General features: G+C 72.8%; 23 protein-coding genes and 1 tRNA gene. 3 read left to right on the top strand and 21 right to left on the bottom strand.

Going from position 1 to position 25,337, the window contains the following annotated elements:
* Nucleotides 1-39: 39 nt before the first annotated feature.
* The 7 genes from ACWDBB_RS17365 to ACWDBB_RS17335 all read right to left on the bottom strand — a co-directional run bounded on the left by ACWDBB_RS17365 (nt 40) and on the right by ACWDBB_RS17335 (nt 8,517).
* Nucleotides 40-1,476, bottom strand: coding sequence for a glycosyltransferase 87 family protein (locus tag ACWDBB_RS17365; protein WP_449790398.1), 1,437 nt, complete (start codon nt 1,474-1,476; stop codon nt 40-42).
* Between the two features lie 127 nt (nt 1,477-1,603).
* Nucleotides 1,604-3,163 carry an amino acid permease gene (locus tag ACWDBB_RS17360; protein ID WP_449790440.1) on the bottom strand — a complete coding sequence of 520 codons (1,560 nt, stop codon included), beginning with the start codon at nt 3,161-3,163 and terminating at the stop codon, nt 1,604-1,606.
* Nucleotides 3,164-3,343: 180 nt separating this feature from the next.
* Nucleotides 3,344-4,852, bottom strand: coding sequence for a penicillin-binding transpeptidase domain-containing protein (locus ACWDBB_RS17355; protein WP_449790397.1), 1,509 nt, complete (start codon nt 4,850-4,852; stop codon nt 3,344-3,346).
* Nucleotides 4,849-6,204 (bottom strand): FtsW/RodA/SpoVE family cell cycle protein, encoded by a 1,356-nt coding sequence (locus ACWDBB_RS17350; protein WP_449790396.1) that lies wholly within the window; start codon nt 6,202-6,204, stop codon nt 4,849-4,851. Before ACWDBB_RS17350 ends, ACWDBB_RS17355 begins: the two co-directional genes overlap by 4 nt.
* A gap of 113 nt (nt 6,205-6,317) precedes the next feature.
* Nucleotides 6,318-6,821 carry a DUF1269 domain-containing protein gene (locus ACWDBB_RS17345; RefSeq protein ID WP_449790395.1) on the bottom strand — a complete coding sequence of 168 codons (504 nt, stop codon included), beginning with the start codon at nt 6,819-6,821 and terminating at the stop codon, nt 6,318-6,320.
* Nucleotides 6,822-6,973: 152 nt separating this feature from the next.
* Nucleotides 6,974-7,657, bottom strand: a complete 684-nt coding sequence (locus ACWDBB_RS17340) for an ABC transporter (protein ID WP_449790394.1) — start codon at nt 7,655-7,657, stop codon at nt 6,974-6,976.
* Nucleotides 7,657-8,517 (bottom strand): ATP-binding cassette domain-containing protein, encoded by an 861-nt coding sequence (locus ACWDBB_RS17335; protein ID WP_449790439.1) that lies wholly within the window; start codon nt 8,515-8,517, stop codon nt 7,657-7,659. The genes ACWDBB_RS17340 and ACWDBB_RS17335 overlap by 1 nt, the downstream gene beginning before the upstream one ends.
* A gap of 164 nt (nt 8,518-8,681) precedes the next feature.
* Here ACWDBB_RS17335 and ACWDBB_RS17330 point away from each other — a divergent pair, with 164 nt between their 5' ends.
* Nucleotides 8,682-10,010, top strand: a complete 1,329-nt coding sequence (locus ACWDBB_RS17330) for a VWA domain-containing protein (protein WP_449790393.1) — start codon at nt 8,682-8,684, stop codon at nt 10,008-10,010.
* Between the two features lie 2 nt (nt 10,011-10,012).
* Nucleotides 10,013-10,894: a peptidase gene (locus ACWDBB_RS17325; RefSeq protein WP_449790392.1), complete on the top strand. Its 882-nt coding sequence runs from the start codon at nt 10,013-10,015 to the stop codon at nt 10,892-10,894.
* A gap of 76 nt (nt 10,895-10,970) precedes the next feature.
* Here the strand turns inward: ACWDBB_RS17325 and ACWDBB_RS17320 are convergent, their stop codons facing one another.
* The 6 genes from ACWDBB_RS17320 to ACWDBB_RS17295 all read right to left on the bottom strand — a co-directional run bounded on the left by ACWDBB_RS17320 (nt 10,971) and on the right by ACWDBB_RS17295 (nt 17,898).
* Nucleotides 10,971-12,590: a DUF2079 domain-containing protein gene (locus ACWDBB_RS17320; RefSeq protein WP_449790391.1), complete on the bottom strand. Its 1,620-nt coding sequence runs from the start codon at nt 12,588-12,590 to the stop codon at nt 10,971-10,973.
* 43 nt (nt 12,591-12,633) lie between these two features.
* Nucleotides 12,634-13,824: a glycosyltransferase 87 family protein gene (locus ACWDBB_RS17315; protein WP_449790390.1), complete on the bottom strand. Its 1,191-nt coding sequence runs from the start codon at nt 13,822-13,824 to the stop codon at nt 12,634-12,636.
* Between the two features lie 738 nt (nt 13,825-14,562).
* On the bottom strand, nt 14,563-15,042 hold the full coding sequence (locus ACWDBB_RS17310; RefSeq protein ID WP_449790389.1) for a hypothetical protein: 480 nt from the start codon (nt 15,040-15,042) through the stop codon (nt 14,563-14,565).
* 125 nt (nt 15,043-15,167) lie between these two features.
* Nucleotides 15,168-15,782, bottom strand: coding sequence for a hypothetical protein (locus tag ACWDBB_RS17305; RefSeq protein ID WP_449790388.1), 615 nt, complete (start codon nt 15,780-15,782; stop codon nt 15,168-15,170).
* Nucleotides 15,779-17,512: an alpha/beta hydrolase gene (locus tag ACWDBB_RS17300; RefSeq protein ID WP_449790387.1), complete on the bottom strand. Its 1,734-nt coding sequence runs from the start codon at nt 17,510-17,512 to the stop codon at nt 15,779-15,781. The genes ACWDBB_RS17305 and ACWDBB_RS17300 overlap by 4 nt, the downstream gene beginning before the upstream one ends.
* Nucleotides 17,512-17,898: a hypothetical protein gene (locus tag ACWDBB_RS17295; RefSeq protein WP_449790386.1), complete on the bottom strand. Its 387-nt coding sequence runs from the start codon at nt 17,896-17,898 to the stop codon at nt 17,512-17,514. The genes ACWDBB_RS17300 and ACWDBB_RS17295 overlap by 1 nt, the downstream gene beginning before the upstream one ends.
* A gap of 414 nt (nt 17,899-18,312) precedes the next feature.
* On the opposite strand from ACWDBB_RS17295, the gene ACWDBB_RS17290 reads away from it, so the two are divergent.
* On the top strand, nt 18,313-19,023 hold the full coding sequence (locus tag ACWDBB_RS17290) for a hypothetical protein (protein ID WP_449790385.1): 711 nt from the start codon (nt 18,313-18,315) through the stop codon (nt 19,021-19,023).
* A 35-nt stretch (nt 19,024-19,058) separates the two neighbouring features.
* Here the strand turns inward: ACWDBB_RS17290 and ACWDBB_RS17285 are convergent.
* From ACWDBB_RS17285 to ACWDBB_RS17250, 8 genes are all read right to left on the bottom strand, one after another.
* Nucleotides 19,059-19,132, bottom strand: a tRNA-Ala gene (locus tag ACWDBB_RS17285).
* Nucleotides 19,133-19,213: 81 nt separating this feature from the next.
* Nucleotides 19,214-20,215 carry a divisome protein SepX/GlpR gene (sepX, locus tag ACWDBB_RS17280; protein ID WP_449790384.1) on the bottom strand — a complete coding sequence of 334 codons (1,002 nt, stop codon included), beginning with the start codon at nt 20,213-20,215 and terminating at the stop codon, nt 19,214-19,216.
* Between the two features lie 149 nt (nt 20,216-20,364).
* Nucleotides 20,365-20,949, bottom strand: coding sequence for a GNAT family N-acetyltransferase (locus ACWDBB_RS17275; RefSeq protein WP_449790383.1), 585 nt, complete (start codon nt 20,947-20,949; stop codon nt 20,365-20,367).
* A 38-nt stretch (nt 20,950-20,987) separates the two neighbouring features.
* Nucleotides 20,988-21,506, bottom strand: a complete 519-nt coding sequence (locus ACWDBB_RS17270) for a MogA/MoaB family molybdenum cofactor biosynthesis protein (RefSeq protein WP_402409924.1) — start codon at nt 21,504-21,506, stop codon at nt 20,988-20,990.
* Complete coding sequence (gene moaC, locus ACWDBB_RS17265; RefSeq protein WP_392874286.1) at nt 21,503-21,943, bottom strand: cyclic pyranopterin monophosphate synthase MoaC; 441 nt, start codon at nt 21,941-21,943, stop codon at nt 21,503-21,505. Before moaC ends, ACWDBB_RS17270 begins: the two co-directional genes overlap by 4 nt.
* Before the next feature lie 127 nt (nt 21,944-22,070).
* Nucleotides 22,071-23,408 carry a molybdotransferase-like divisome protein Glp gene (glp, locus tag ACWDBB_RS17260; protein ID WP_449790382.1) on the bottom strand — a complete coding sequence of 446 codons (1,338 nt, stop codon included), beginning with the start codon at nt 23,406-23,408 and terminating at the stop codon, nt 22,071-22,073.
* Nucleotides 23,409-23,442: 34 nt separating this feature from the next.
* A complete protein-coding gene (gene galU / locus ACWDBB_RS17255) occupies nt 23,443-24,363 on the bottom strand; it encodes a UTP--glucose-1-phosphate uridylyltransferase GalU (protein WP_392874068.1) in 921 nt (306 codons plus the stop codon).
* Nucleotides 24,364-24,372: 9 nt separating this feature from the next.
* Nucleotides 24,373-25,335: a GGDEF domain-containing protein gene (locus ACWDBB_RS17250; protein WP_449790381.1), complete on the bottom strand. Its 963-nt coding sequence runs from the start codon at nt 25,333-25,335 to the stop codon at nt 24,373-24,375.
* Nucleotides 25,336-25,337 lie beyond the last annotated feature (2 nt).

The raw sequence follows: 25,337 nt of genomic DNA, 5'->3' as shown, positions 1-25,337 counted from the left end.
CGGCCCGGAGGCCCGGCGGGCTCGTCGCCTTCCCGTGCGCTAGCGACGCGGCAGGACCGGCTGCCGCCTCCCGCGCATCCGGGCGGCCGGCGGCACCGGGCGCCGGCCGCTCCAGCGCCCGGCCGCCAGCCGGGGCCAGATCACCAGCACCGCCGGCAGCGCCAGGTACCCGAACCGCCCGGCCGGGGCCAGCATGAAGGCGATGGCGAGCCCGGCGGCCAGCAGGTCGGCCGCCGCGATCGCGGAGACCGGCGGCCGGGCCAGCAGCCAGATCGCCACGCCGACCAGGGCCACGGTCATCAGCGCCAGCGAGATCGCGTGTCCGGTGGGCCCGAAGCCGGCCAGCACCTTGCCGGGCAGCGGGCTGCCCGCCGGGGTGCGGATCGCCGTCATCCCGAGCGGGAAGCGCACCACCTGTTCGCGCAGCGCGTCCGCCTGGGTCAGCGCGGAGGGCAGGATCACCAGCGCGCTCACCCCGACCCCGATCAGCGCGGTCCTGGCCGCGGGCCGCCGGCCGTACAGCCGCCAGAGCAGCAGGACGGCGACGGGCAGCGCGGGCCAGGCCGTCCACTTGAGGGTGCAGGCGAGGGCGAGCACCAGCCCGGCGCCGACCGTGCGGTCCCGCTCGGCGAGCGCCATGGCCAGGCAGCAGACCCCGATCAGCGGCAGGTCCACCCCGCCGACCACCAGGGCGAGCGCGATCAGCGGCGAGGCGGTGAGGACCACCAGCGGCAGCAGCGGCGCGCGGGGGTGGCCGCCGCCGGGCCGGGTGGGCCGCAGCAGCCGCCAGGCGGCCAGCAGACAGGCGAAGAAGGTCAGCGCGAACCAGATCCGGGCGTCCCCGGCGACCCTCGCGAAGGCGGTGGAGTCGCCGAGCAGCTGGCGCGGCATCCCGAACAGGGACATCGCCGGCAGGTACGGGTCGTAGTCGGTGACCACCACCGGGTGCGGCAGGTACGCGGTGCCGGTAGTGAGCAGCAGGTGGGCCGAGCGTTCGACCACCATCACCTCGGACTGGTGGCGGCCGTGCAGGGCGAGCAGCCCGAGCGGGACGAGGACGGCCCCGACGAGGGCCACCGAGGCGGCGGCACGGGCCGCGAAACGGCGCGGCAGGGTCAGGCAGAGCAGTCCGGCCAGGAGGTAGGCGGGGGCCGCGATCAGGCCCCACAGCCGCTGGTTGTCCAGGTCGGAGACGAGCGGGAAGGCGGCGGCCCAGCCGGCCGCGACCAGGCAGCCGAGCAGTTGGGCGGTCCGTGTCGAGACGAGCCCGGCGAGCCCGGCGGTGTTCGGCCCGTCGGGCGTGGGCGGAAAGGTGCTCTCGCCGCGCTGTCGGGGGAAGGGGCGGACGGAGAAGCCGCGCGGCGGTCGTCCGGGTCTGGACGACGTCTCGATCGCGCAGGTCTGGGCCGGCGTTCTGCCGCGGCCGGTGAAGCGGCCGCGCGGGCGGGAGTGGCCGGGCGTGCGGGTGCTCACCATGGTGGAAGGTTATGGGTGCGAGCCGGGCCGTGTCGCCATGGCGTCGGACACCGGACGGGGATGGCGTGAAAAGGGCCGCCGGACGCCTCGGCGGTCGACGGCCCTTCACACGGGGTTCGCCTGCGGATCAGCCGACGCTGCTGTCCGAGGACACGGACACCCGCTCGGCCTGCTCCAGCCGGGAGTGCTTGATGCTGTACCCGAAGTAGACGACCACGGCGACGGTGAGGGCGATCGCGCCGGCCCGGAAGGTGTCGGCGTGCAGGCCGGTGATCAGGTAGATGCAGAAGCCGACGCTGAGCAGCGGGACGACCGGGTAGCCGGGGACCTTGAAGCCGCGCGGCAGGTCGGGCTGGGTGCGGCGCAGCACGATCACGCCGATGGACACCACCGAGAAGGCGATGAGCGTCCCGAGGCTGGTGATGTCGGCCAGGATGTTCAGCGGGACGAACGCGGCCAGCGCGCCCACGCCGAGGCCCACCACGACGGTGTTCCACACCGGGGTGCCGCTGCGCGGGGAGAGCTCGGCGAAGCGCTTGGGCAGCATGCCGTCGCGGCCCATCGAGTACAGGATGCGGGTCTGGCCGTAGATCACCACGAGGGTGATGCTGAAGATCGAGACGATCGCGCCGACCGCGAAGAGCATCGCGGGCCAGCTCTGGCCGGTGATGTCCTGGAGGATCTGGGCGAGGCCGGCCTCCTGGCCGTCGAACTTCTGCCAGGGCTGGGCGCCGATGCCGCCCAGGGCGACCAGGATGTAGAGCAGGGTCACCACGACGAGCGAGATGATGATCGCCATCGGCAGGGTGCGGCGCGGGTTCTTGACCTCCTCACCGGCGGTGGACACGGCGTCCAGGCCGATGAAGGAGAAGAAGATGCTGGACGCGGCCACCTGCACGCCGCCGATGCCGAGCGGCATGAACGGGGTGAGGTTGCCGGAGTGGAAGCCGGTGAGCGCCACGCCGATGAACAGCAGCAGGATCAGGATCTTGATCCCGACCATCACCGCGTTGACCTTCACCGACTCGCTGACGCCGCGGATCAGCAGGACGCAGACCATGGCGACCAGCAGCAGCGCCGGCAGGTTGAACCAGTGGCCCCCGCCCGGCGCGCCGGACAGCTGCTCGGGGATGGTGAACCCGAAGGCGAGGTCGAAGAACTTGTTCAGGTACTCGGCCCAGCTGACCGCGATGGCGGAGGCGGAGACGCCGTACTCCATCAGCAGGCAGATGCCCACGCCGAAGGCGACGCCCTCGCCGAGGGTGGCGTAGGCGTAGGAGTACGAGGAGCCGGAGACCGGGATCGCGGAGGCCATCTCGGCGTAGCAGAGCGCGGTGAGCCCGGCGGTGATCGCGGCGATCACGAAGGACAGGATGACGGCCGGGCCGGCCGAGGGCACGGCGGTGTTCAGCACGAAGAAGATGCCGGTGCCGATGGTGGCGCCGATGCCGATCGAGGACAGCTGCCACAGTCCGATCGAGCGGCGCAGGTGGATGCCGGAGCGCCCGCCCTCCTCGGGCGCGCCGGCCGGGAGGGCGTCCTTGCCTTCGGTCTCAGCGATCAGTGTCGAGACGGGCTTGCGTCGCAGCAGACGCGCACCGAGGGTGTTACTGGCCAAAACTGCGGTCCTTCTGGGCGGGGGAGGGTGACCTGGCGTCTGGTCACCCGACATGCCACGGGGTGTCATCACGAGGACCAACCGAACAAAGATGGGACAGTCCCCGGCGAAAGCACCAGTGTCGCAAACGAACAGTACCAACCGGCGCATTGTCCGAATCGGCACATATCGATGCACAAACCGGACACTTCGTAAACGGCACACCCTCCACCGGACCGTTAAAGCAGCAGCTCAGCACCCCTGCCGGGGTCATCGGCCGAGCACCGCGCGCATCACCGACCGGGCGATCGGCGCGGCAAGCGCACCACCCGTCACGTCGGTGGCGTCACTGTCCGCGACCACCACCGCCACCGCCACCGGTGACACCGCGTCCGAACCGGCCGGAGCGGCCCAGGCGATGAACCAGGCGTACGGTGTCCCGCTGTTGCCCACCCCGTGCTGGGCCGTCCCGGTCTTGCCGCCGACCACCGCCCCGGCGATCCGGGCGTTGCCGCCGGTGCCCTTCTCCACCACGTCGGTCATCAGCCCGCGCACCTGCGCGGCCACCGCCGGCGTGATCGCCCGCTTGTAGACGGACGGCCGCATCAGCTGCACCGTGGTGCCGTCGCTCCTGGTCAGCCTGTCCACGAGCTGCGGACGCATCACCGTCCCGTCGTTGGCGATCCCGGCGGCGACCATCGCCATCGTCAGCGGGGTGGCCGCCGTGTCGAACTGCCCGATCGAGGAGAGCGCCAGCTGCGCGTCGTCCATCCGGGTGTCGAAGTTCGACCGGGCCGCGCGCACCGGGACGTCCAGCTTCGCGTCGTTGAAGCCGAAGTCCCCGGCGATCGCGGCCATCCGGTCCAGCCCGACCCGCACCCCCAGGTGGCCCAGCACGCTGTTGCAGCTGGCGGTCATCGCCTCGGCCAGCGACAGGCCCGCCCGGTCGCACACCGGGGTGTCGTTGACCAGCGGCGTGGTCGTACCGGGCAACACGTACGGGTACGGCGCGTCAGTCGGCGCGTCCGGGTCGGTGACCACCCCGTCGGCCAGCGCGGCCGCGGCGGTGACCACCTTGAAGGTCGAGCCCGGCGGGTAGGTCTGGCGCAGCGCCCGGTTGAGCATCGGCTCGTCGGCGTCGGCCTGCAGCCGGTTCCAGGCCGCCTGGTCGTCGGCGCCGTACCCGGCGAAGGAGCCCGGGTCGTAGGAGGGCGTGCTGGCCAGCGCCAGGATCCGCCCGGTGGCCGGCTCGATCGCGGCGACGGCGCCCTTCCGGTCGCCGAGCCCGCGCATCGCGGCCTGCTGGGCGGCCCGGTTCAGCGTGGTGTACACGTCCCCGCCGGGGTTCTGCCGGCGGGAGACGGCGTCCCAGACCGGCCGGCCCGCCAGCCGGCCGTCGGTGCCGGTCAGCAGGTCGTCCTCGGTCGCCTCCAGCTGGGTGGTGCCGTACGCCTGCGAGGCGAAGCCGGTGACCGCCGCGTAGGTCGGGCCGTCGGTGTAGGCGCGCTTGTACGCGTACCGGCCTCCGGTCGGCTCGGAGCCGGTGACCGGCTCCGAGCCGACCATGATGTCGCCGCGCGGCTGGGCGTAGCGCTCGATGGTGCGCCGCTGGTTGGCGCTGTTGTGGTTGAGCTCCTTCGCCTGGAACACCTGCACCCGGGTGGCCTGCGCGCACAGCGCCGCGATCAGCAGCAGGCAGAAGGTGGCCGCCCGGCGCCCGGTGACGGAGATGCCGGGCAGCCCCTGCGGGCCGTTTCCCCCGGGCCGCACGCGCGTCATCGGACCTCCTCCGGAGCGGGCCGCCTCGCCGTGTCGCTCATCCGCACCAGCAGCGCGACGATGATCCAGTTGGTGACCACCGAGGAGCCGCCCTGGGCGATGAACGGCATGGTCATCCCGGTCAGCGGGATCAGCGCGAGCACCCCGCCCGCCACCACGAACACCTGGAGGCCGACGATCGCGGCCAGCCCGATCGCCAGCAGCCGCCCGAACGGGTCGCGCAGCGCGATGCCGGTCCTGAAGCCCCGCGAGACCAGCACCGCGTACAGCAGGAACACCGCGATCAGCCCGGTCAGCCCGAGCTCCTCGCCGATGGTGGCGAGGATGAAGTCCGACTTGGCGGCGAAGCCGATCAGCACCGAGTGCCCGTTGCCGAGCCCGGTGCCCAGTTCGCCGCCCCAGGCGAAGGCGAACAGCGACTGGGCGATCTGGTTGGCGCCCCGGCCCGCCGCGATCGAGCCCAGCGGGTCCAGCCAGTCCGTGACCCGGCTGTGCACGTGCGGCGAGAGCCAGCCCACGGCCACCGCCCCGACGGCGGCCAGGCCCAGGCCGATGGCGATCCAGCCGGTGCGCGCGGTGGCCACGTAGAGCATCACCACGAACAGGCCGAAGAACAGGAGCGAGGTGCCGAGGTCGGTCTCCAGCACCAGGACGCCGACGAACGCCGCCCAGATCAGCAGCACCGGCCCGAGCACCCGCCCGGGCGGCAGCTGCAGGCGCCACACCCGGCGTCCGGTGAGCGCCAGCGCGTCCCGGTGCACCGCCAGGTAGGCGGCGAAGAAGACGGCCAGCAGGATCTTGGCGAACTCGCCCGGCTGGAAGGAGAGCGGCCCGATCACGATCCAGATCCGGGAGCCGTACACCGGCGGGAAGAAGATCGGCAGCACCAGCAGGACCAGCGCCAGCAGCGCCCCGATGTACGCGTACCGCTGCAGCCGGCGGTGGTCGCGCAGCAGCAGCACCACCGCGATGAACAGCGCCACCCCCAGGGCCGACCAGAGCAGCTGGGTGGAGGCGGCACCGGCGCGCCCCGGCGTGGCGCGGTCCAGCCGGTAGATCACCACCAGCCCGATCCCGTTCAGCAGCACCGCGATCGGCAGCAGCAGCGGGTCCGCGTACCGGGCCCGCCACCGGACCACGCCGTGCGCCACCAGGGCGAGCACACCGAGCGCGGCACCGTACTCGGCCGCGTCGGCCGGCACGTGGCCGTCCAGGTTGACGCCGACCTCGACGTAGCCGTAGACGGCGATCAGGACGGCGCCGACCACCAGGACGAGCTCGGTGGTGCGCCTGGTCGGCACCGGCCGGCTCGGCCCGGCGGCGGATCTCGGCACGGCGGAGGGTGTCGCCACGGACCGTCCTGGGATGGGGAAGGACCCGGTGCCGCCGGCCGGGGGACGCCGACCGGGGCGGACCGGCGGCGGGGCGGGTCCGCCCCGGGGGAGCGGCGGTCAGACGGGGAGGGTCAGAAGGAGGCCTGGGAGCGGGAGGCCTCGACGGTCGCCTTCAGCTCGGCCTCGGCCTCTGCCGACAGCGAGGTCTGGATGATCCGCCCGCCGAAACGGGCCAGCGCCGGGACCACCTTGTCGGCGGTCGCCTTGCGCACCAGCAGGAAGACGGCGGCGGTGCCGGGCTGGAGGTGCTCGCCGACCTGGCGCATGAAGTCGTCGTCCACCCCGATGTCGGTGGAGGCGCCGACCGCGGCCCCGGTCGCACCGCCGACCGCCGCGCCCACCAGGGGCATGAAGAACAGCAGGCCGATGACCCCGCCCCAGAGCGCGCCGCCGGCGGCGCCCGCCCCGGTCGTGCTGACCTGCTGGTGCAGCTTGATCCGGCCGTCCGCGCGACGCTCGACGACGACCGCGTCCTCCAGCTCGATCAGCTTCTGCTTCTGGAGCCCGATCGCCTCGCTGCGCACCGCCTGGGCGGTGGCGAGGTCCGGGTAGGCGATCGCGAAGAGGTTGCTCACTGCGGGGTCCTTCCAGGGTGTCGGACAGGCCGGGGAGGGGCGTCCGCATGGTGGCGCCGTGTCCCGATTCCGCACCCTAACGAGTGTTATCCATATTTTCGGCTCTTCGCTGCGGTGTGTCCGCCATTGCCGGAATCACCCGGCACGCCCGCTCACTCCGCCCGCCGCCCGGCCAGCACCGCCACCCCCCCGCCGACCACGGCCAGCAGGACGACGACGGCCGCCAGGCTCGGCCACGGCACGGCGACCCGTCCGGTCCGGGCCGCCGACACCAGCCCGCGCACCGCCGCGTTGGCGGGCGAGTACGGCACCACCAGGAGCAGCGTGGCCAGCGCCAGCGCCGTCGGGATGCCGTACTGCGCCCGGCCCAGCACCGGACGGTTCGCCAGCGCCCCGGCCAGCACCCCCAGCAGCGCGCAGACCGCCGAGGCCGCCAGCCCGGCCGGCACCGCCGCCCCGGCCCCCGGATCCCGCTCCGCCCCCGCGTTGGCCACCGACCCGCTGGTCCACCACACCGCCGCCACCTGACCGACCGCCAGCACCAGCGACACCGTCAGCGCCGCCAGCAGCGCCCCCAGGTGGACCCGGACCGGGCCGGCCGCCGCCACCAGGCAGGCCCGCGAGGCCGGCGGCTCGGCGCTCAGCACGCTGCGCACGTACCAGGCGCTCACCGGCAGCAGCACCCCCGCGCCGAAGCCGAGCCCGCCGAGCAGCGGGTCGCCCACCGCCACCCCCACCACCAGCAGCAGCGCGTACGCCAGGAACGGCGGCAGCCAGGCGTGCGAGCGCAGCAGCAGTTCCAGGTGGTACCGGGTCAGCGAACCGATCCGCGCCATCACCGCTCCCCCGTCCCGGGCTCCTCGCGCCGCCGCACCGCCAGCACCCGGACGGCCGGGCGGCCCAGCAGCAGCCGGCGCAGCAGCGCGTCCGAGTGTGCGGCCGGGACAGCCAGCCGCACCGCCGTCCCGGCCAGCGCGGTGACCTCCGGCGCCCCCGGCAGCAGCGGCGGCAGCGGGGCGCCGTCCTCGACGTCCACCTCGACCTCCATCACCGGGCCCTCCCGCCCCTGCTCCCCCGCCCCGTCCTCGACGGGCCGCAGCGCGCCGTCCGTGCCGACCCGGTACGCGGCGCTGGTCAGCCCGGCCAGCCGGGCCGGGTCGTGGTCGACGAACAGCACCGTGCCGCCCGCCGCCGCCCGCTCGGCGGCGGCCTCGTCCAGCACCGCCCTGGCCTGAGGGTCCAGCCCGGTCCAGGCCTCGTCCAGCAGCAGCACCCGCGCCTCGGGCAGCAGCGCCTGGGCGACCGCGACCTTCTGGCAGGTGCCCTTCGACAGCCGGCTCAGCGGCGTGCCCGCCCGGTCCGCGACACCGAAGCGGTCCAGCCACTCCTGCGCCCGCCGCCGCGCCCGCTCCGCCGACAGCCCGTGCACCCGGCCGACCCGCAGCAGGTAGGAGACGGCGTCGAAGGGCAGCGCCGGCGGGAAGCGCTCGGGCACGTAGGCCGTCGGCCCCGGCCGCACCACCCGCCCCGTGCTCGGCCGCTCGATCCCGGCGACCAGCCGCAGCAGCGTCGACTTGCCGCTCCCGTTCCGCCCGGCGATCCGCACCAACTCGCCCGGCCCGACCGCCAGATCGACCCCGCGCAGGATCCACCGCTCCCGCCGCCCGTACCGCTTGCCAACCGCCGTCAGCTCCATCACGCCCCCGTCCCGGCCCGTTGTGTACGGAAGGCTATCCATCGGCGGTAAAGCCGGCGTGAGCTAATTCCCCATCCGTGCGCCGGAGTTCACGCTGCGGCTGGTCGGGGCACGATCGGGACTCGTTTCGCCATGACGAACTGATGATCCCTAGTATCGGCCGGGTGACTACCGGACGACGACCACAGACCAGGCTCGGCAGCCTGCTGGCGGCCCTGGCGATAACGGGCGCCTCGCTGCTCCTCGGCCTGCCCGCCCACGCCGACGAACCATCAGCCGGGGCCGCTCCCAAGACCAAGGAGGCCCCCCGGGTCGACCTCGTCCTGGACGTCAGCGGCTCCATGCGGGAAGCGGACATCCAGGGCAAGAGCCGCATCGCGGTGGCCCAGCAGTCGCTGAACGAGGTGATCGACGCGCTGCCCGCGGAGACCGAGTTCGGCATCCGCACGCTGGGCGCGACCTACCCCGGCAACGACAAGGCCCTGGGCTGCCAGGACACCAAGCAGCTCTACCCGGTCGGCAAGACCGACAAGGTCGAGGCCAAGACCGCCGTCGCCACCCTGCGGCCCACCGGGTTCACCCCGATCGGGCTGGCCCTGCGCGGCGCCGCCCAGGACCTCGGCAAGGGCGAGACCACCCGCCGCGTGGTGCTGATCACCGACGGCGAGGACACCTGCACCCCGCCCGACCCCTGTGACGTCGCCCGCGAGCTCGCCTCCCAGGGCATCCACCTGGTGGTCGACACCCTGGGCCTCGCCCACGACGACAAGACCCGCCAGCAGCTGCTCTGCATCGCCAACGCGACCGGCGGCACCTACACCGACGTCCGCACCCAGGAGCAGCTCACCGACAAGGTGAAGCAGCTGGTCGACCGCTCCAACGACACCTACACCGTGACCCCGGTCAAGACCACCGGCACCGACAAGTGCGAGAACGCCCCGGTCCTCGCCCCGGGCGTCTACACCGACCGCGAGAAGTTCTCCGAGCACCGCGTCTACAAGGTCCCGGTCAAGTCCGGCCAGGAGCTGCGCGCCTCGGTCAGCGTCGCCTTGGACCGCCCGGTGGCCCGCGACTACGGGGTGCTGCTCCAGGCCACCAGCGCGACCGGCCAGGAGCTGGTCCGCGGCACCGACGCCGGCAGCTCCCGCACCGACGTGGTCTCCACCGGCCTGCGCTGGTCCACCGCCGACTCCAAGGGGTACGTCACCGCGAGCCCCACCGCCTCCAAGGACGCCAAGGACAAGCCGGAGACCACGGTCTGCCTGGTCGTGAGCAACTCGCTGGCCCCGCAGGCCGGCGTCCAGGCCGACCCGGGCATGCCGCTGGAGCTGACCGTCGACCTGGCCTCCGCCTCGCCCGCTCCCGAGGGCGCCGCGATGGGCCTCGGCCGCGGCTGGATCCTGCTGCTCACCCTCACCCTGGCCGGCCTGGCCTTCGGCCTGGTCTTCGGCTGGATCGCGCGCTGGCGGATCTCCGTCTGGAGGGAGAACTGACCATGCGTACGACGATCCGCGGCGCCCTCGCCGCCCTCGCCCTGCTGCCCGCCCTGGCCCTGAGCGCCCTGGGTGCACCGACCGCCTCGGCCGCCTCGCCGTCCCCCTCGGCCAGTGCGAGCGGCACCCCGGCCCCGGCCACCAAGGCCGGCACCTCCTTCCTGACCGCGGTCAACCTCTCCCCCGGCCAGGACGCCAACGTCGCCGTCTCCACCGGTGACTACCTGTACTGGGCGTTCGGCGCCTCCGAGGGCCAGACCCCGACGATCAGCCTGGCCGTCACCCTGGCCCCCACGGCCGACCGGCACGGCCCGCAGACCTGGTCCGTCGAGGTCTTCGACGGGCTGCGCCGCCGCCAGGCGTGCACCGCCGGCACCCAGAACGCCACCGCCGAGCAGGGCGCCGCCTCCCTGGCGCTGGACTGCACCCTGCGCGAGGTCCGCACCTGGGCCGAGCCGTGGTCCGGCGACCCGCTGCCCGGCACCTACTACGTGCGGCTGTCGGTCAGCGACGTCCCGCAGCCCGACCTCGGCCTGGCCTCCGCGGTCAAGCTGCACGTCGCGGCCGAGGGCGACGCCGACAACGCCCAGCCGGAGGGCGGCGAGCTGAAGGCCCCGCTGGTCCCGCCGGCGGGCGGCGGCGCCAGTACGGCCAAGGCGGCCGCCCCGGTGGCACAGGAGGAGCACTGGTACACCGGCTGGTTCTCCGGCTGGAACAGCCGCTGGTACTGGACGATCGGCGGCGGCTTCCTGGCCGCGCTGGCCGGCGTCCTCGGCTACAACCTGACCCGGCACCCGCACGGCCACCGGCCCGGCCGCTACGGCTCCGTCCCGGCCCAGGGCTCCCACCCGAGCGGCAGCTACACCGGCTCCGACCGCCCCTGAGGGGCACCCCGAGAGCCCGCGGAGGGCCGGCCGGACGTCGTTCCGGCCGGCCCTCCGGCGCGTTCGCGGGCATCGGTCAGCCGCGGAACAGGTTGTGCCCCACGTCGGACGGGACCTCGTCCTGGACCGGCTTGCTGTCCGGCCCCGGCACGTGCTCGCCGGGGATCGGCTCGTCGCCCTCCCGGTGCAGAAGCACGACCCCGTCCTCGGCCCACACCTGCCGGTAGCCGTGCGCCAGCAGCAGCCGGATCCGCTCGGCCTGCTCCTTGTCCGTCTTGAACGGGAAGGACCGCTTGTCGCCCCGGGTGAGCACGTACTCGCGCCCGCGCGGTGTGCCGTCGACCAGCACCACGTCCGTCCGGGCGGTCAGCCGCGGCGCGATCTGGTTGTCCGCCTCGACGAACGCCCCGTCCGGGATCAGCGCCGCCGCCCGCACCAGCGCCGCCTCGCTCGTCTTGGGCTCCCAGGAGGACGGTAGGGCCAGCGGCAGCAGCCCCATCGGCACCGCGGCCAGCAGGGCGATGCCGGCCGCGCCGAGGCCCAGCCGGCGGGCCCGCCGCACGCTCCGCTCCGGCCGCCCGACGGCGCTCAGCCGGCCCAGCACCTCGATCGCGGCGGTGAGCAGGACCGGCCACAGCAGCGAGTCGTAGTGCCGGGCGATCGACCAGTGGTTGGGGTTGCTGGACAGGATCCGCTCGGCCAGCAGCGGCAGCGCGCACAGCACGGTGGCCGAGCGCAGCGGCAGCAGCAGCGTGGTGCCGAACAGCCAGAGCAGCAGCAGCGGCTTGAGCGGCTGGTCGAAGGCGGCCTGCACCAGCAGGAACGGGTCGTGCAGCAGGTTGCGCAGCGCGTCGCCGCCATCCGTGCCGAGCGAGCCGTAGTTCCAGTAGTAGCCCGGCTCCCCGCCCATCGCCGGGATCAGCCAGGTGATGGCGACCACCGAGGCGACCGGCCCGCCCAGCAGCAGCCCGAGACCGGTGAGGCGGCCCGCCCGGTCGCCGGTGCGGCGGGTGCGCAGCAGCAGCACCAGGCCGTACGCCCCGGCCATCAGGCCGAGGTCCTCCTTGGTGCAGCACAGCAGCAGGGCGGCGAGCACCACGGTGCCGTACCGGCGGGCCAGGCCGCGCTCCAGCATCAGCAGGGTCAGCGGCACCGCGAAGGCGACCTCGTGGAAGCCCACCCGGGCAGCCACCAGCAGCGGCCAGCCGAGCGCGTAGACCAGGCCGGCCAGGTCGGCGGCCCGACGGGCGGTGCGCGGCTCGGCGGCGGCGAAGGCGTGCCCGGCGATCCGCCGGACCAGCGGCACCCCGGCCGCGAACAGCAGCGACTGCCCGATGATCAGCGAGCGCGGGTCGTCCCAGATCCAGTACAGCGGCGCGAGCAGCGCCAGCACCGGCGAGAAGTGGTCGCCCAGCAGCGAGAAGCCCGGCGGGAACTCGTGGTGGAAGCTCTTCAGCGTCGAGACGGGCAGCCCGAAGTGGGCGTAGCCGCGCACGCCCTGGTCGAAGATGCCGAGGTCGAAGCCGCCGAGCGACACGGACGTCCAGCCCTGCAGGCCGATGGCGCAGGTCACCGCGAAGCAGAGCGCGGTGAGCAGCGCGGTGCGCCGGGCCGGGCCGAGCAGGACGGCCTCGGCCAGTCGGCGGGCGGCCGGTCCGGCGGCGGCCGGCGGCGGGGGTGCGGTCTGGGTGGTCACGTCGGGTCCGATCCGTCCGGTCTGGGTCCGTGGGTCCGGTCCGTCAGGTCCGGTTCGTCAGGGCGGCTTCGCGGTCCGGCCTGGTGGCGAGTGGGGTCCCGGCGCCGTCCGCGGCCTGCCGCCGGGCGCGGTACAGCCGCACGCCCAGGGTGACCAGGACGGCGATCGCGATCGGCGGGTAGATCGCCCCGGGCAGCTGCCAGTACCAGGCGACGCCGCGGCCCCACCGATGCGGCACCGTCCACATCACGTGGGAGAGGAACACCAGCAGGGTCAGGCCGAACAGCACCTGCCGGCCCCTGGTCCTGGCCTCCACCGCCAGCAGGGCTAGCAGCGGGACGCACCAGACCCAGTGGTGGGTCCAGCTGATCGGCGAGACCAGCAGCGCGGTGAGCGCGGCACAGACCGCGCCCCAGGCGTCGGCCCGGCGCAGCATCCGCGTCGAGCGTCCGGCCAGCACCGCCACCCCGAGCCCGAGGGCGGCGACCAGCGCCGAGGCGACGAGCCCGACCGGGCCCGGGTCGTTGACGTCGAGCAGCCGGCAGACGGCGCCGCGCAGCGACTGGTTGTCCACCAGGACGGTCACGCCGACCCGGCTCGGGTCCCAGAGGTAGGTGGTCCAGAACCCCCGCGAGGCGTCCGGCAGCGCTGCCCAGCCGATCAGGCCCGCCGCCAGGAAGGTGCCGGCCGAGACCAGGGCGGCCCGGACCCTGCCGGTCAGGAACAGGTAGACGGCGAACAGGCCCGGGGTGATCTTGATGGCGGTGGCCAGGCCGATGCCCACGCCCTTGAGGCGGTGGCCGTCCGGGCGGGTCAGGTCCCACAGGACCAGGCAGAGGATGCCGAGGTTGACCTGGCCGTACTGGAAGGTCGTGAAGACCGGCTCCAGCCAGATGCCGAGGCCGGTCGCCAGGATCACCACGGCCGCGCGGTGCTGCTTCGGCCAGCCGGCCAGCTTGAGCGACAGGTGGACGGCCGCGGCGAGCAGCGCGTAGTTGAGGAGCATCACCAGGATGCGCAGGGTGCTCACGTCGAACCAGGTGCTCGGCACGAACAGCATCGCCGCGAACGGGGGGTAGGTGGCCGGCAGGTCCCAGCCGGGCAGCCGCATCGCGTACAGGTCCTCGCCGCGGACGACGGCCTCGCCCTCGGCCCGGTAGACCAGCATGTCGACCATGGTGGCCCCGTGGGTGTGCCGGAACCAGGCGAACACCGCCAGTGACACCGCCGCCACGCAGGCCGCCGGGAGGGTCCAGGAATTCGATCTTCCGGTTTCCGCTGCGCCGCCGGCCCGTTCCGGGCCCGTCTGCCGCCCCCACCGTTTCAGACCGAACTCGCGCACCGCGATGGCACCCCGTCGAGATAGACCAGATCGTTCCCTCGTCAGCGTCTGGGCCCACCCACCATAACCGACCCCTCCGAGCCCCAAACCGCGTCAGAAACGGGCCCGGAAGGGTGATGTGATCTCGCCCACAGCCACCCCGGAACCAGCCCCGGCCGCGGGCCCGAAGCCCAAAACGCGAAATCCCGCCGGGAGTTGCCTCCCGGCGGGATTTCGTCGACCGACCGGAGTCGATCTGCTGGGTGGGCCGTTCACGGGTGGCGCTGACCAGGGACAATTACGGCCTGGTGAAGATCGCTTCCCAGGCCGCTTAAGGTCGTTTCCGCATCTCTCCAGCCAGCTCCGTTCCCATGCTGGGGCGGACGTGTCACACCGGCAGCACCTCGCAGGGCGACCGTGTTTTCCGCCACATGCCGGCAAGGACTCCGCAGCCCGCTTCCCGGGGTGCGTCCCCAATGTGCCGGGATCAACGGGGAGCCGTGCTACGACGTCGACGGCGTAGCCGGTGCCGGGGATCTGGAGCTGCTCCCAGTGCGAGGTGGCTCCCCCTCGATCAGGTGAGGCCTTCTGATCGGTCGCAGATCAGGTACGGCAGACGCCGAGTTACCGGTACCTGGACACGGTGGGCTTTTAGTACGACCAGAATGGGTCGTCGCACCGGGGGATGATGTCAAGGTTGCCGTTGGCCAGGGTCGGCTCGGGTATGTAGGTGCCGAAGGGGTCACGGTCGCGGATGACCGGGATGGGGCCGACGGCCGCCTGGAAGGTGATGTTGCCGGCAGCACCGAAGAGCACGCATACGCCGTGCCCGTCGCCGGTGGTGGCGAACATGGCCGGTTGCCTGGGGTTGACGGAGGTGATCGTGTACCCGCGGGCCTGCCAGCCGCGTTCGGTGATGCCTAGCAGTGCGCCGTGTTTGGTTGGGGCGATCTTGGTCATGATGTAGCGGTCGCGGGTCGCAATGGCGTAGCCCAGGGATCGGTCGTCGGGGCCTGCGGTCTGCTCGACGGAGCGCGGCCAGCCATCCCAGTAACGCAGGCGGGGGCGGATCGCGGCCATCGTCTCGTCGAGGAGCGCGTCGAGTACCTGGACAGCCTGTTCGGGGGTCATGCGGAGCCTTTGGAGAAAGGTGGGGAGCAGGGCTTCGAAGGGGACAACCGATGGTCCGGCAGGCCGGGGCAGGCCCGCCGTGCGGCGGGCCTGCCCGGGGGCGGGTTGGCGGAGCTGCTGGGTGATCAGTTCGACCAGAACGGGTCGTCGTATTTGGGAATGATGTCGAGGTTGCCGTTGGCCATCACGGGGTCGGGCGTGGGGGTGCCGAACGGATCACGGTCGCGGATGACGGGAATATGGGAGACGGCCGCGCTGATGTCGATGTTGCCGAACTCGTAGATGGTGATGGTGACGCTGTTGCCGTCCGGGGTTCGGGCGGTCAGGGAAGGCAGGGTGGAGCCGGCGGGGGTGGCGACCGTGTAACCCTTGGCCTTCCAGCCCTGCTCGACCATGCCTAGCAGGGTGGGGTACTTGGCCGGGGCGATCTTGGTCATGACGTAGCGGTCTCGGGTGGCGGTGGCGTAGCCCAGGGAGTGGTCGTCGATCCCGCCGCTCTGTTCGGTGGAGTGAGGCCAGGCGTCCCAGTACTGCGGGCGGGGCCGGACCTGGGCGAGCGAGTCGTCGAGGAGGGCGTTGAGGCGGAGCAGGGCCTGCTCGGGGGGCACCAACGAGGTGGACGGCGAGGAACTGACAACGTCGCGGACGGCGCTGCAGGCCGTCAGGGCGAACGCGAGCGCCACAGGCGCGGTGACTGCGGCCAGGCGCCGTGGCAGCGGGTTGCTCGGAAATGCGATCATCGCTGGTCCTGCCTGGTGACGTGGTTGTACCTGCCGGCCACGATCTGGCCGATGTTGTTGGACGAGATCGCGTTGTCGTTCGGGCCAGCCTTCAGGTCGGGTTTTTCCATGTAGTTGGAGTGGGACTCCTGGGGCAGTCCGAACGGGACGGCGAAGCGGTTGGCGCCGAACTCCTTGCTGGCCGGGTCCTGGCCGAACCAGAGCTGGTTGGGCTGGCCACCGGCGGCCGTGTACAGGTCGCTGCCGAGACCTCCAAGGACGGGGTCCAGGGCGCCCATCGCGGCACGGGGCGCGGACGGCAGATGGCTGACGGGGTCGCTCTCCGCGTCGCCGACCCACACGTGACTGGGGTCGATGTTCAGTTGCGAGGCCTTCTGTGCGCCGGTGCCAGGGGAACCGACGAGGACAATGTCGTCGGCACCGGTGCCGCCGGGCATCTGGGCGCCCATGCCCACCGTGGTGGAGCCGTAGCTGTGGGCCAGGGCGACCAGGTGTGCGGGCGGCCCGTCGTGGGTGGCGCGCAGGCCCGCCATGAACTTGTCGTAGGCGGCGCCGCCCTTGACGGCGCGGTCGGTGTCCATCACGTCCAGCGTCCGGGTGTCACCGTCGGCGAGCTTGTCCAGACCCGGCGGTGGATCGTAGCCGAGCCAGACCATGGAAGCGGCCGAGGCAGTGGGGTCGGCGTTCTGCGTTGCCTGCCACACGTTCCGGGCACGGTCGCCGTCCTTGTTGGCGACGTCGGAAAGCTTGGTGCCCAGCCCGGGCACGTACGCGCTGACGTTCTTCGCGGTGTCCGGGTTGCCGTAGGACAGGATGCCGCGGCCCTGCCCCTCCTCGCTGACGCCGAGCAGGAAGATCGGCGGCTTCTGGTCCCCGTACCCCTTCAGCTTGGCATCGATCGCGCGGAAGCCGTCCAGCTTCTGCTTCTCGTCGTCCGTCAAGTTGGGCTTGTGCTCGTAGACGTCGAGCAGGTGGGTCAGCTGGAGGCGGTTGGCCTGGTTCCGGGCTTCCGCCGGAATGCCGTCGCGCATTCCGAGCAGGTCCGGAAATGTCTGGATGAAGCGCTGCTGCTCGTCCGGGGGCAGGCTCTTCCACCAGGAGTTGACCTCGGTGGCCGGCGTACCGGCGGGCGGAAACCCGGCTGACATCAGGTCGACACCCTGCTGGGTAACGGCCTTCAGATCGGCAGCGGCCTTGTCGGTCTCCAGCCCGGAGCCGTTGCGCGCGCGTTCGGTCAGGGCGTCCAGGAGCGCTGCGACCTTCTGGTCGGCGTTGTCGGCCTCGGTGACGGCGCCGGATATCCGGTTCGCAAGCGCCTTCGCCTGTTCGGGGATGTTGTAACCCGGGTCGTTCTGCTCAGCCTTGGATGGCGCGGGCCAGGTCACCGTCCCGCTGTCGGCGACGGTCAGTCCCCGGTTCTGAGCGTCCTGCAGTGCTTCCTTCAGCTTGAGCTGGGCCAGCAGCAAGCTGTCGTAAGCCTCGCGCAGCAGCCCGGAAACCGCCGACATCTCAGTGTGCGCCGCGTCCAGGCGCTCGCTGGTGCGTTGCAGGGAAGCATTGGCGGCACCGGCGGCGTTACCGACCCAGCTCGCGCTGTAAATGTGCCGGACGACCTCGTGATGCATCGTCTGGACGTGCTTGTTGAAGTTGGCTGAGAGGGTGTCGTACGCGGTGGCCGCCGGCACGAGGCCGGACAGGTCGGTGTCGCGTAGCTGAGCGAGAGTGACCATCAGCTCCCCGCCTGCGAAGAGCCGCCTGCGCCGTAGGGGGCGAGGCTCACGGCGCTGTTCTTGTCGGCGTTTCGATAGTCGGCCGCCGTCTGACTCAGCTTGATGCTGACATTGTCGATCTCCGTGGCCAGGCTCTTCAGGCACTCCTCCCACGCGGCCGTGCAACTCTTCAGCGACGCTCCGACCCGCCAGCCCGACATGGCGCCGACCACCGTGTCCGAGGGCTCGTGAATGACCTTGAGCTCATTCGGCATCGCCTCGCCGGTGTCCTTCGCCGCCTTGGCAGCCGTGTCCAAGTCTGCCGAGTCGACCCCAAAGGACGGCCCGGCCGATGACGTGGACGGCGGGATGGCATAAGGCCCGCCCGAGCCTGCGTACGCGTTCATGGATGTCCGTCCCCCCTGCCAGCCGACGTACGCCACGCTCACGAACCGCTTCGGCCGCGAGGGGCGCTACGTGCGTATGACTCGCACACGTGACCGTTTATTCGCGCACGGTGAACGTAGCAGACTTGGCCCGTCCCTGGGGCCGCTTGGCTGCTACGGCCCGCGAACACGCTGCCCGACTGTGTGATCTCCGGAGTCTCAGAGCGAAAGCAGCTGTCCTGCAGCACATATGCGATCACAGGCGGCGCACTGCGGCAGCGGCTGGCGGCCCGGGAGCCCTACTTTCTCAAGCGCAACCAGGGTCCCGACCGGCACGGGACGGTCCGTCTCCAGTGCCCGGCCGCCGGGCCCTCCCCCTCCGTGACCTGCCCCCGCTTCAACCGCGCGCACCGTCCCCAGGCCGGACCGCCCACCGTGGTCGACCTCACCAGCACCCGTTCCACCGCGGCCCACCTCGCCGCGAAGCCCAGCGTCCAGATCGCCCCTGCAGAACGCCTGCGGCCTCCCCCGGTCAAAGACCTGCCGCGGATCTGCCGCAAGCCGACGATCACGGTCCGCCCCGGCGACCTCGGCAAGATCGACAAGCTCCGCCAGGACCGCCCCTACCTCAGCCCGGCTTGGCACGACGCCTACAAACTTATGCGGGCCCACAACGAGTCCGTCAACGGCCGCGCCAAGGGCCACCACATCAACATCGCCGACCCGAAGAAGCGCCTCGCACACGGACGCGTCGCCCAGGCGATCCTGCTCGCCCTGATGATCCTCATGATCAACCTGCTGACCATCCAGGACTGGTTCTGCACCACCAGCCCGGAGCTCACAACGACGCACACCGTCGAGGACTACGACGACCTCACGCCGCCCCCGCGGAGTTCAACGGCCTTCCCCCACCGCCCGGCTGACGAACAGCTCACAGAAGCCCTGAAGAGACTCGCATCACACAGCCGTTGGCCTGCCGCTCGACGGCGGCTTCCGCATGCCCACCCCAGCCCGACCGCTCCCAGAGCAGCCGAGCGATCCCATGATCTACGTCACGAAGCACCATCGCCATCGCACGCCGCCTCGAACAGGCCCACCAAAAGCAGAAGTCCCGCTCAGCCGAACCGGCCGAGCGGGACTTCGTGACCACCTACGAGTCAGACTCGTAAATAGTCGTTGGGTGGAGCTGAGGGGATTCGAACCCCTGACCCCCTCGATGCGAACGAGGTGCGCTACCGGACTGCGCCACAGCCCCAACGAGAAGAAACTCTAGCACCTTTCGGAGGGGGTCCGTGACCACCCCCCGGTTCGCGGTGCCGACGGGGGGTGGCCCTGGTCATTCGTTGGCCGCGCGCGGGCGCGACTCGGGGGCCTGCGGCTCGGCGTACTGGTCGAACAGCGGGGTCTTGCGGGGCTCCGCGGGGCGGCCCGCCGTCCAGGTGCCGGGGGACGACAGGTCGAGGCCGCGGGAGACCCTGGGGGCGACCGGGGCGGTCACGTAGGTCGGCAGCGGGACGGGCACCGGCTCCCAGGAGTCCGGGCCGGCCGCACCGCGCTCGCGCATGCCGTCGACCCACTCCTCGTGCTCCGTCGCCTCGGCCACCGCGGAGGCGGAGGACACCGAGACGGTGGGCTGCTCCGGGTCCGCCGCCAGCCGCAGGTGCGCACGGCGCGCGGCCCGCTCCCCGACGGGCGGGGCCGGGGCCGGCTCCGCGGCGACGGGGGCCTCGGCCGGGGCGTCGCCGGGCGCCGGGGCCGCGGCGCGCTGCTGCTCGCGCTTGCGCAGCCGCTCGGCCGCCTGGGCGGCCCGGACCCGGTCGAGCTTCACCTCGTACCGCTGGCGCTCCAGCTTGCGCAGGTGGCCGATGTACAGGGTGAGGAGGACCGCCGGGACGGCCGGGACCCAGAGGAAGGCCAGTCCGGCCACCGCGGCGACCACCGCGCCGAGCGCGAAGGAGAGGAAGAGGGCGGTGACCATCCGCCGCCGGCGGGCCAGCAGCCGCGCCCGGCGCTCGGTCCCGGCCATCGGCCCGGGCGCCGGCCGTTCGGCCGGGCGCTGCGCCGGGGGTTCCGGCTCCCGCGCGGGGTCGCCGGAGGCGGTCGCGTCCCGTTCGGGAGGACCGTCGTTGCTCTGCTCGTCGTCACGCGGTTCGTCGCCCAGGGCCCGGGCTGCCCGCCGCTCCAGCGCCGAACGCCCGGCCAGCAGGCGGATGGCGGTGCTGAAGCGTTCCGTCGGGCGCGCCTCGTTGAGTTCGTCCTGCCTGCGGAGCCACATCGGCACCAGATAGGCGGCCCAGGCCCCTACGATGACGGCGTAGATAAGGCCGCTACTGCTCACGATTCACACCGTACGGGCGCCGGGAAGGCCTGGCAGCAATTTGGCACGGCGTGTCGTGTGATCAAGCTGATTCTCCGACTATTTTGCCGCTATTTGTGGGGGTCCGGTGCCCCTCCGATGCCATATCGATATTTGTTTCGAACATATATTCAATTACCTGAGTCGCGCCCTGAACTGAGCGCCCGCCAGCGCTCCAGCATCCCCTCCGGGACCTCCTCGTCGGTCAACGCGTAGACGAGGTGGTCGCGCCAGTCGCCGTCGATGTGGAGATAGCGCGGACGGATTCCCTCCGAGCGGAAGCCGAGCTTTTCCACCACCCGTCGGCTCGGGGTGTTCTCCGGACGGATGCAGACCTCGATCCGGTGCAGCCCGAGCGTGCGGAAGCAGTGGTCCACCGAAAGCGCCACGGCGGTCGGGATGATGCCGCGGCCGGCCACCGCCTCGTCCACCCAGTACCCGATGTTGGCCGAGCACATCGACCCCCAGGTGATCCCGCCGACGGTCAACTGGCCGACCAGCTGGCCCTTGTAGACCACGACGAAGGGCAGCATCCGGCCGGCCGAGGCCTCGCCGCGCAGGAAGCGGACCATCTGCCGGTACGTCGGCCGGGGGCCGGCCGCCCGACCCGCCGGGCCTGGCGGCACGGTGGCCTCCCAGCGGCGCAGCCAGTCCCGGTTGCGGCGGCTGACCTCCTGCCACTCGCGCTGGTCGCGGGCCCGGATCGGGCGCAGCACGACCTCCCCCTCCCGGAGTTCTACCGGCCAACCGCCGTTCAGTGCGCTCTCCCGGGTGCTGGGGCGTCGGTCCGGGGGTGGTCCCCGCCGCCGAGCTGGTCGACGGCGTGGGCGAGCAGCGGCTCCAGGACGGCCAGGCCGTCCCTGACGCCGCCGGTCGAGCCCGGCAGGTTGACGATCAGGGTACGTCCGGCGAGCCCGGCGAGCCCGCGGGAGAGCGCCGAGGTCGGCACCTTCTCCCGGCCGTACGCGCGGACCGCCTCGGCGATGCCGGGGACCTGACGGTCGATCACCCGGGCGGTCATCTCGGGGGTGAGGTCCATCGGCGAGATGCCGGTGCCGCCGGTGGTCAGCACCACGTCGTAGCCGGCCGCGACGGCCTCGCGCAGCACGGCCTCCACCGGCTCGCCGTCCGGGACGACCCGGGGGCCGTCGGCGGTGAAGCCCATCGCGGTCAGGCCGGCCACCAGCAGCGGGCCGCCCCGGTCCTCGTAGACCCCGGCAGCGGCCCGGTTCGAAACGGTGACGGCCAGCGCCCTCCCGGCCGGGGCCGTCATGCGTCCACCTCCGGGGCGAACCAGTCGCCGCTCTTGCCGCCGGTCTTGCTCAGCACCCGGACGGACTCGATCGTGGCCGCCTTGTCCACCGCCTTGACCATGTCGACGACGGTCAGCCCGGCCACCGCGACGGCGGTCAGCGCCTCCATCTCGACGCCGGTGCGGTCGGCGGTCTTCACGGTGGCGGTGATCTCGACGGCGTCGTCCGCGACGGCGAGGTCGACCTTGACGCCGGAGACCGCGATCGGGTGGCAGAGCGGGATCAGGTCAGGGGTCTTCTTGGCGCCCATGATCCCGGCGATCCTGGCCACCGCGAGGGCGTCGCCCTTGGGCACGCCCTCGCCGCGCAGCAGCTCGACCACCTGCGGGGAGACCCGCACCCGGCCGGCCGCCACGGCGGTGCGCGCGGTGGTGGCCTTCTCGGAGACGTCGACCATCCGGGCCGCGCCCTGGTCGTCGACGTGGGTGAGGCGGTCGCCGGGGGGAGGTGTCGTCACGGGGAACTCCAGGGGCGCGCAGGTCGAATACCGCGCTACCGTACCGTTCACGGGTCCTGGTGGCCGATCAGGAGTCCAGCAACACCACGTCGACCTCGCTGCCGGCGGGCAGTTCGGTGGTCTCCTCGGGGACGGTGATCAGGCAGTTCGCCCGGGCCAGCGCGCCGACCAGGTGCGATCCGGCGCCGCCCACCGACTCGACCGTGCCGTCCGCCGCCGAGTGACGGCCGCGCAGGAACTGCCGGCGGCCGGCCGGGGAGCGCAGCGCCGTCGGACACACCGCGCGGACGACCGGGCGGTGCACGTCGGCGGCGCCGAGCATGGTGCGGATGACCGGGCGGACGAAGAGCTCGAAGGAGATGTAGGCGCTCACCGGGTTGCCGGGCAGGGCGAGCAGCGGCACCCCGGCCGCGCCGCCGATCCGGCCGAAGCCCTGCGGCTTGCCCGGCTGCATCCGCAGCCGCCGGAAGTCGACGCCGCCGTAGGACTCGAAGACCTCCTTGACCACGTCGTACGCGCCGACGCTGACCCCGCCGCTGGTGACGATCAGGTCGGCCCGGCCGAGCTGGTCCTCCAGGACGGCGCGCAGCCGGTCGGCGTCGTCCGGGACGGCGCCGACCCGGTAGGCGATGGCGCCGGCCTCCTGGGCGGCCGCGGTGAGCGTGAAGCTGTTGGAGTCGGCGATCTGCCCGGGGCCGACCGGCTCGCCGGGCTGGACCAGCTCGCTGCCGGTGGACAGCACCACGACCCGGGGACGCGGGCGGACCTTCACGGTGGGCCGGCCGATCGCGGCGAGCAGGCCGAGCTGGGCGGGGCCGAGCCTGGTGCCGCCCTCCAGCACCCGGGTGCCGGCCGCGACGTCGCCGCCGCGGCGGCGGATGTGCGCGCCCGCGGCGACCGGGCGCAGCACCCGGACCTCCTCGTCGGGGACGGGCGCGGTCATCGCGGCGGCGGCGACCCCGGTGCCGGTGCCGCCGTCGGTCCACTCGACCGGGGCGACGGCCTGGGCGCCGGGCGGCAGCGGGGCGCCGGTCATGATCCGGGCGGCCTGACCGGGGCCGACCTTCGGCAGCTCGGCGGCGCCGGCGGCGATGTCGCCGACCACCGAGAGCACCGACGGGTAGGCGTCGGTGGCGCCCTCGGTGTCGGCGGTGCGGACCGCGTAGCCGTCCATCGAGCTGTTGTCGAAGGGCGGCAGGTCGCCGTCGGCGACCACGTCCTCGTCGAGCCGGCAGCCCTGGGCGTCGAGCAGTCGGAGCTCGATCGCGGGCAGCGGGCCGACCGCGGCCAGCACGTCGGCGAGGTGCTCGTCCACCGTCCAGAGCCGCGGGGCCGCCGGGGCCGGGTCCGTTCCGGTGTCGCAGCAGGCGCTGGGCATGGTGCTGTGCTCGGTGGACCCGGTCATCGGCGGCTCGCTCTCGGTCGTGGTCGTTCCTGCGTCAGTCCTGCATCTCGGTGTCGACGAACTCCCGCAGCCAGGAGCGGAACTCCGGGCCCAGGTCCTCGCGTTCGGCGGCCAGACGGACGATAGCGCGCAGGTAGTCGGCGCGGTCGCCGGTGTCGTAGCGGCGGCCCTTGAAGAGCACGCCGTGCACCTGGCCGCCGTCCGCGGCCTCGCGGTTGGTCAGCTCGCGCAGGGCGTCGGTCAGCTGGATCTCGCCGCCGCGGCCGGGCGGGGTCTCCCGCAGCACCTCGAAGACCAGCGGGTCGAGGACGTAGCGGCCGATCACGGCGTAGGCCGACGGGGCCTCGCCGGGCTCGGGCTTCTCGACCAGGTCGGTCACCTGGAAGACGTCCTCGCCGAAGCCGTTCGCCTTGACGGCGGCGCAGCCGTAGAGGTGGATCTGGGAGGGGTCGACCTCCATCAGCGCGACGACGGAGCCGCCGAGCTGCTGCTGGACCTCGATCATCCGGGAGAGCAGCGGGTCGCGCGGGTCGATCAGGTCGTCGCCGAGCAGGACGGCGAAGGGCTGGCCGGCGACGTGCTGCTCGGCGACGGAGACGGCGTGGCCCAGGCCCTTCGGGTCGCCCTGGCGGACGTAGTGCATGTTGGCCAGCTCGACGGACTCCCGGACCCTGGCCAGGCGCTGCTCGTCGCCCTTGCGGACCAGCAGCTCCTCCAGCTCGTAGGCGCGGTCGAAGTGGTCCTCCAGCGCGCGCTTGTTGCGGCCGGTGACCATCAGTATGTCGGACAGGCCTGCGGCGGAGGCCTCCTCGACGACGTACTGGATCGCCGGCTTGTCGACGACCGGGAGCATCTCCTTCGGGGTGGCCTTGGTCGCCGGGAGGAAGCGGGTGCCCAGTCCGGCCGCGGGAACCACGGCCTTGGTTACCGGCACTCGGGAGTTGGTCGTCGTCATGCGTTTACCTTACTCAGGCACGTTTTCGCCCGGCCGAGCGCAGTCGGACGGCTGGGACAGCGCGTCGCGGGGCCCGGCCACGGTGGTTGGTGTATGGGTCACGACCGGCTGGGAGAGCAGGTCCCCGCCGACACAGGCCGACAGACTACCCGCCTTTTCCGAACGGTCACCTTCGCCCTCCGCTCCGTGACCGGGCGGGCAAGTGGCCTGCTCGGGGCGGTCGCCGCCGGGCCGGTCGGGTTCCTCTGGCGGCCGGGTCGACAGCCGCCAGCAGTCGCCGCCGGCCGCCTTGGCCGCGGCGAGCGCCGCGTCGGCGGCGCGCAGCAGGACGGCCGCGTGGGTGCCGTCCTCGGGCAGTACGGCGATGCCGGCGGCGGCGGTCAGGCCGTTGCCGGCGGCGGGGCGGGCATCGCGCGGGCCGGAGGACCAGTCCAGCAGCAGGTGCCGGCGCACCGACCAGACCAGCCGCTCGGCGACCTGCGCGGCGCCCTCGGCGCCGGTGTCCGGCAGCACCACCAGGAACTCCTCGCCGCCGTAGCGGCCGAGGGTGTCGGCCCGGCGGATCTCCATCGCGAGCCGCTGGGCGAGGTCGCGCAGCACCGCGCCCGCCCGGCCCCGGCCGTGCTCGGCGACGACCGCGTCGAAGCCGGTGATGGCCAGCATCAGCACGGCGAGCGGGCGCGGCCCTTCGGCCTGCTCGGTGTGCTCGGCCCGGCGGGCCCGTTCGATCTCGCGGTCCAGGGTGAGCTGGAGGTGGCGGTAGTTCCACACACCGGTGAGCGGGTCGCAGGAGGCGGTGCGCTCCAGTTCGGCGCAGCGCTCCTCCAGTTCGGCGATCCGCGCGCGCAGCCGCTGCGCCCCGGCGGCGGCCCCGGCCCGTTCCCGCCGCCCGCGCAGTCCGAGGGCGGTGGCGCCGGCCAGTGCGGGGACGCTCAGTGCGGCCAGGGCCTGGACCAGCAGCGGGGTGGTCAATG

This window comes from Kitasatospora sp. NPDC001095, assembly GCF_053598615.1.
This window is presented reverse-complemented; position numbering and strand designations above follow the sequence as displayed.

Bases quoted from the DNA above. Each gene is read 5' to 3' on its own strand.
- ACWDBB_RS17365 (WP_449790398.1), bottom strand. From the start codon at position 1,476: ATGGTGAGCACCCGCACGCCCGGCCACTCCCGCCCGCGCGGCCGCTTC.
- ACWDBB_RS17360 (WP_449790440.1), bottom strand. From the start codon at position 3,163: ATGACACCCCGTGGCATGTCGGGTGACCAGACGCCAGGTCACCCTCCC.
- ACWDBB_RS17355 (WP_449790397.1), bottom strand. From the start codon at position 4,852: ATGACGCGCGTGCGGCCCGGGGGAAACGGCCCGCAGGGGCTGCCCGGC.
- ACWDBB_RS17340 (WP_449790394.1), bottom strand. From the start codon at position 7,657: ATGGCGCGGATCGGTTCGCTGACCCGGTACCACCTGGAACTGCTGCTG.
- ACWDBB_RS17335 (WP_449790439.1), bottom strand. From the start codon at position 8,517: ATGGAGCTGACGGCGGTTGGCAAGCGGTACGGGCGGCGGGAGCGGTGG.
- ACWDBB_RS17325 (WP_449790392.1), top strand. From the start codon at position 10,013: ATGCGTACGACGATCCGCGGCGCCCTCGCCGCCCTCGCCCTGCTGCCC.
- ACWDBB_RS17310 (WP_449790389.1), bottom strand. From the start codon at position 15,042: ATGACCCCCGAACAGGCTGTCCAGGTACTCGACGCGCTCCTCGACGAG.
- ACWDBB_RS17305 (WP_449790388.1), bottom strand. From the start codon at position 15,782: ATGATCGCATTTCCGAGCAACCCGCTGCCACGGCGCCTGGCCGCAGTC.
- ACWDBB_RS17300 (WP_449790387.1), bottom strand. From the start codon at position 17,512: ATGGTCACTCTCGCTCAGCTACGCGACACCGACCTGTCCGGCCTCGTG.
- ACWDBB_RS17295 (WP_449790386.1), bottom strand. From the start codon at position 17,898: ATGAACGCGTACGCAGGCTCGGGCGGGCCTTATGCCATCCCGCCGTCC.
- ACWDBB_RS17270 (WP_402409924.1), bottom strand. From the start codon at position 21,506: ATGACGGCCCCGGCCGGGAGGGCGCTGGCCGTCACCGTTTCGAACCGG.
- moaC (WP_392874286.1), bottom strand. From the start codon at position 21,943: ATGGTCGACGTCTCCGAGAAGGCCACCACCGCGCGCACCGCCGTGGCG.
- glp (WP_449790382.1), bottom strand. From the start codon at position 23,408: ATGACCGGGTCCACCGAGCACAGCACCATGCCCAGCGCCTGCTGCGAC.
- galU (WP_392874068.1), bottom strand. From the start codon at position 24,363: ATGACGACGACCAACTCCCGAGTGCCGGTAACCAAGGCCGTGGTTCCC.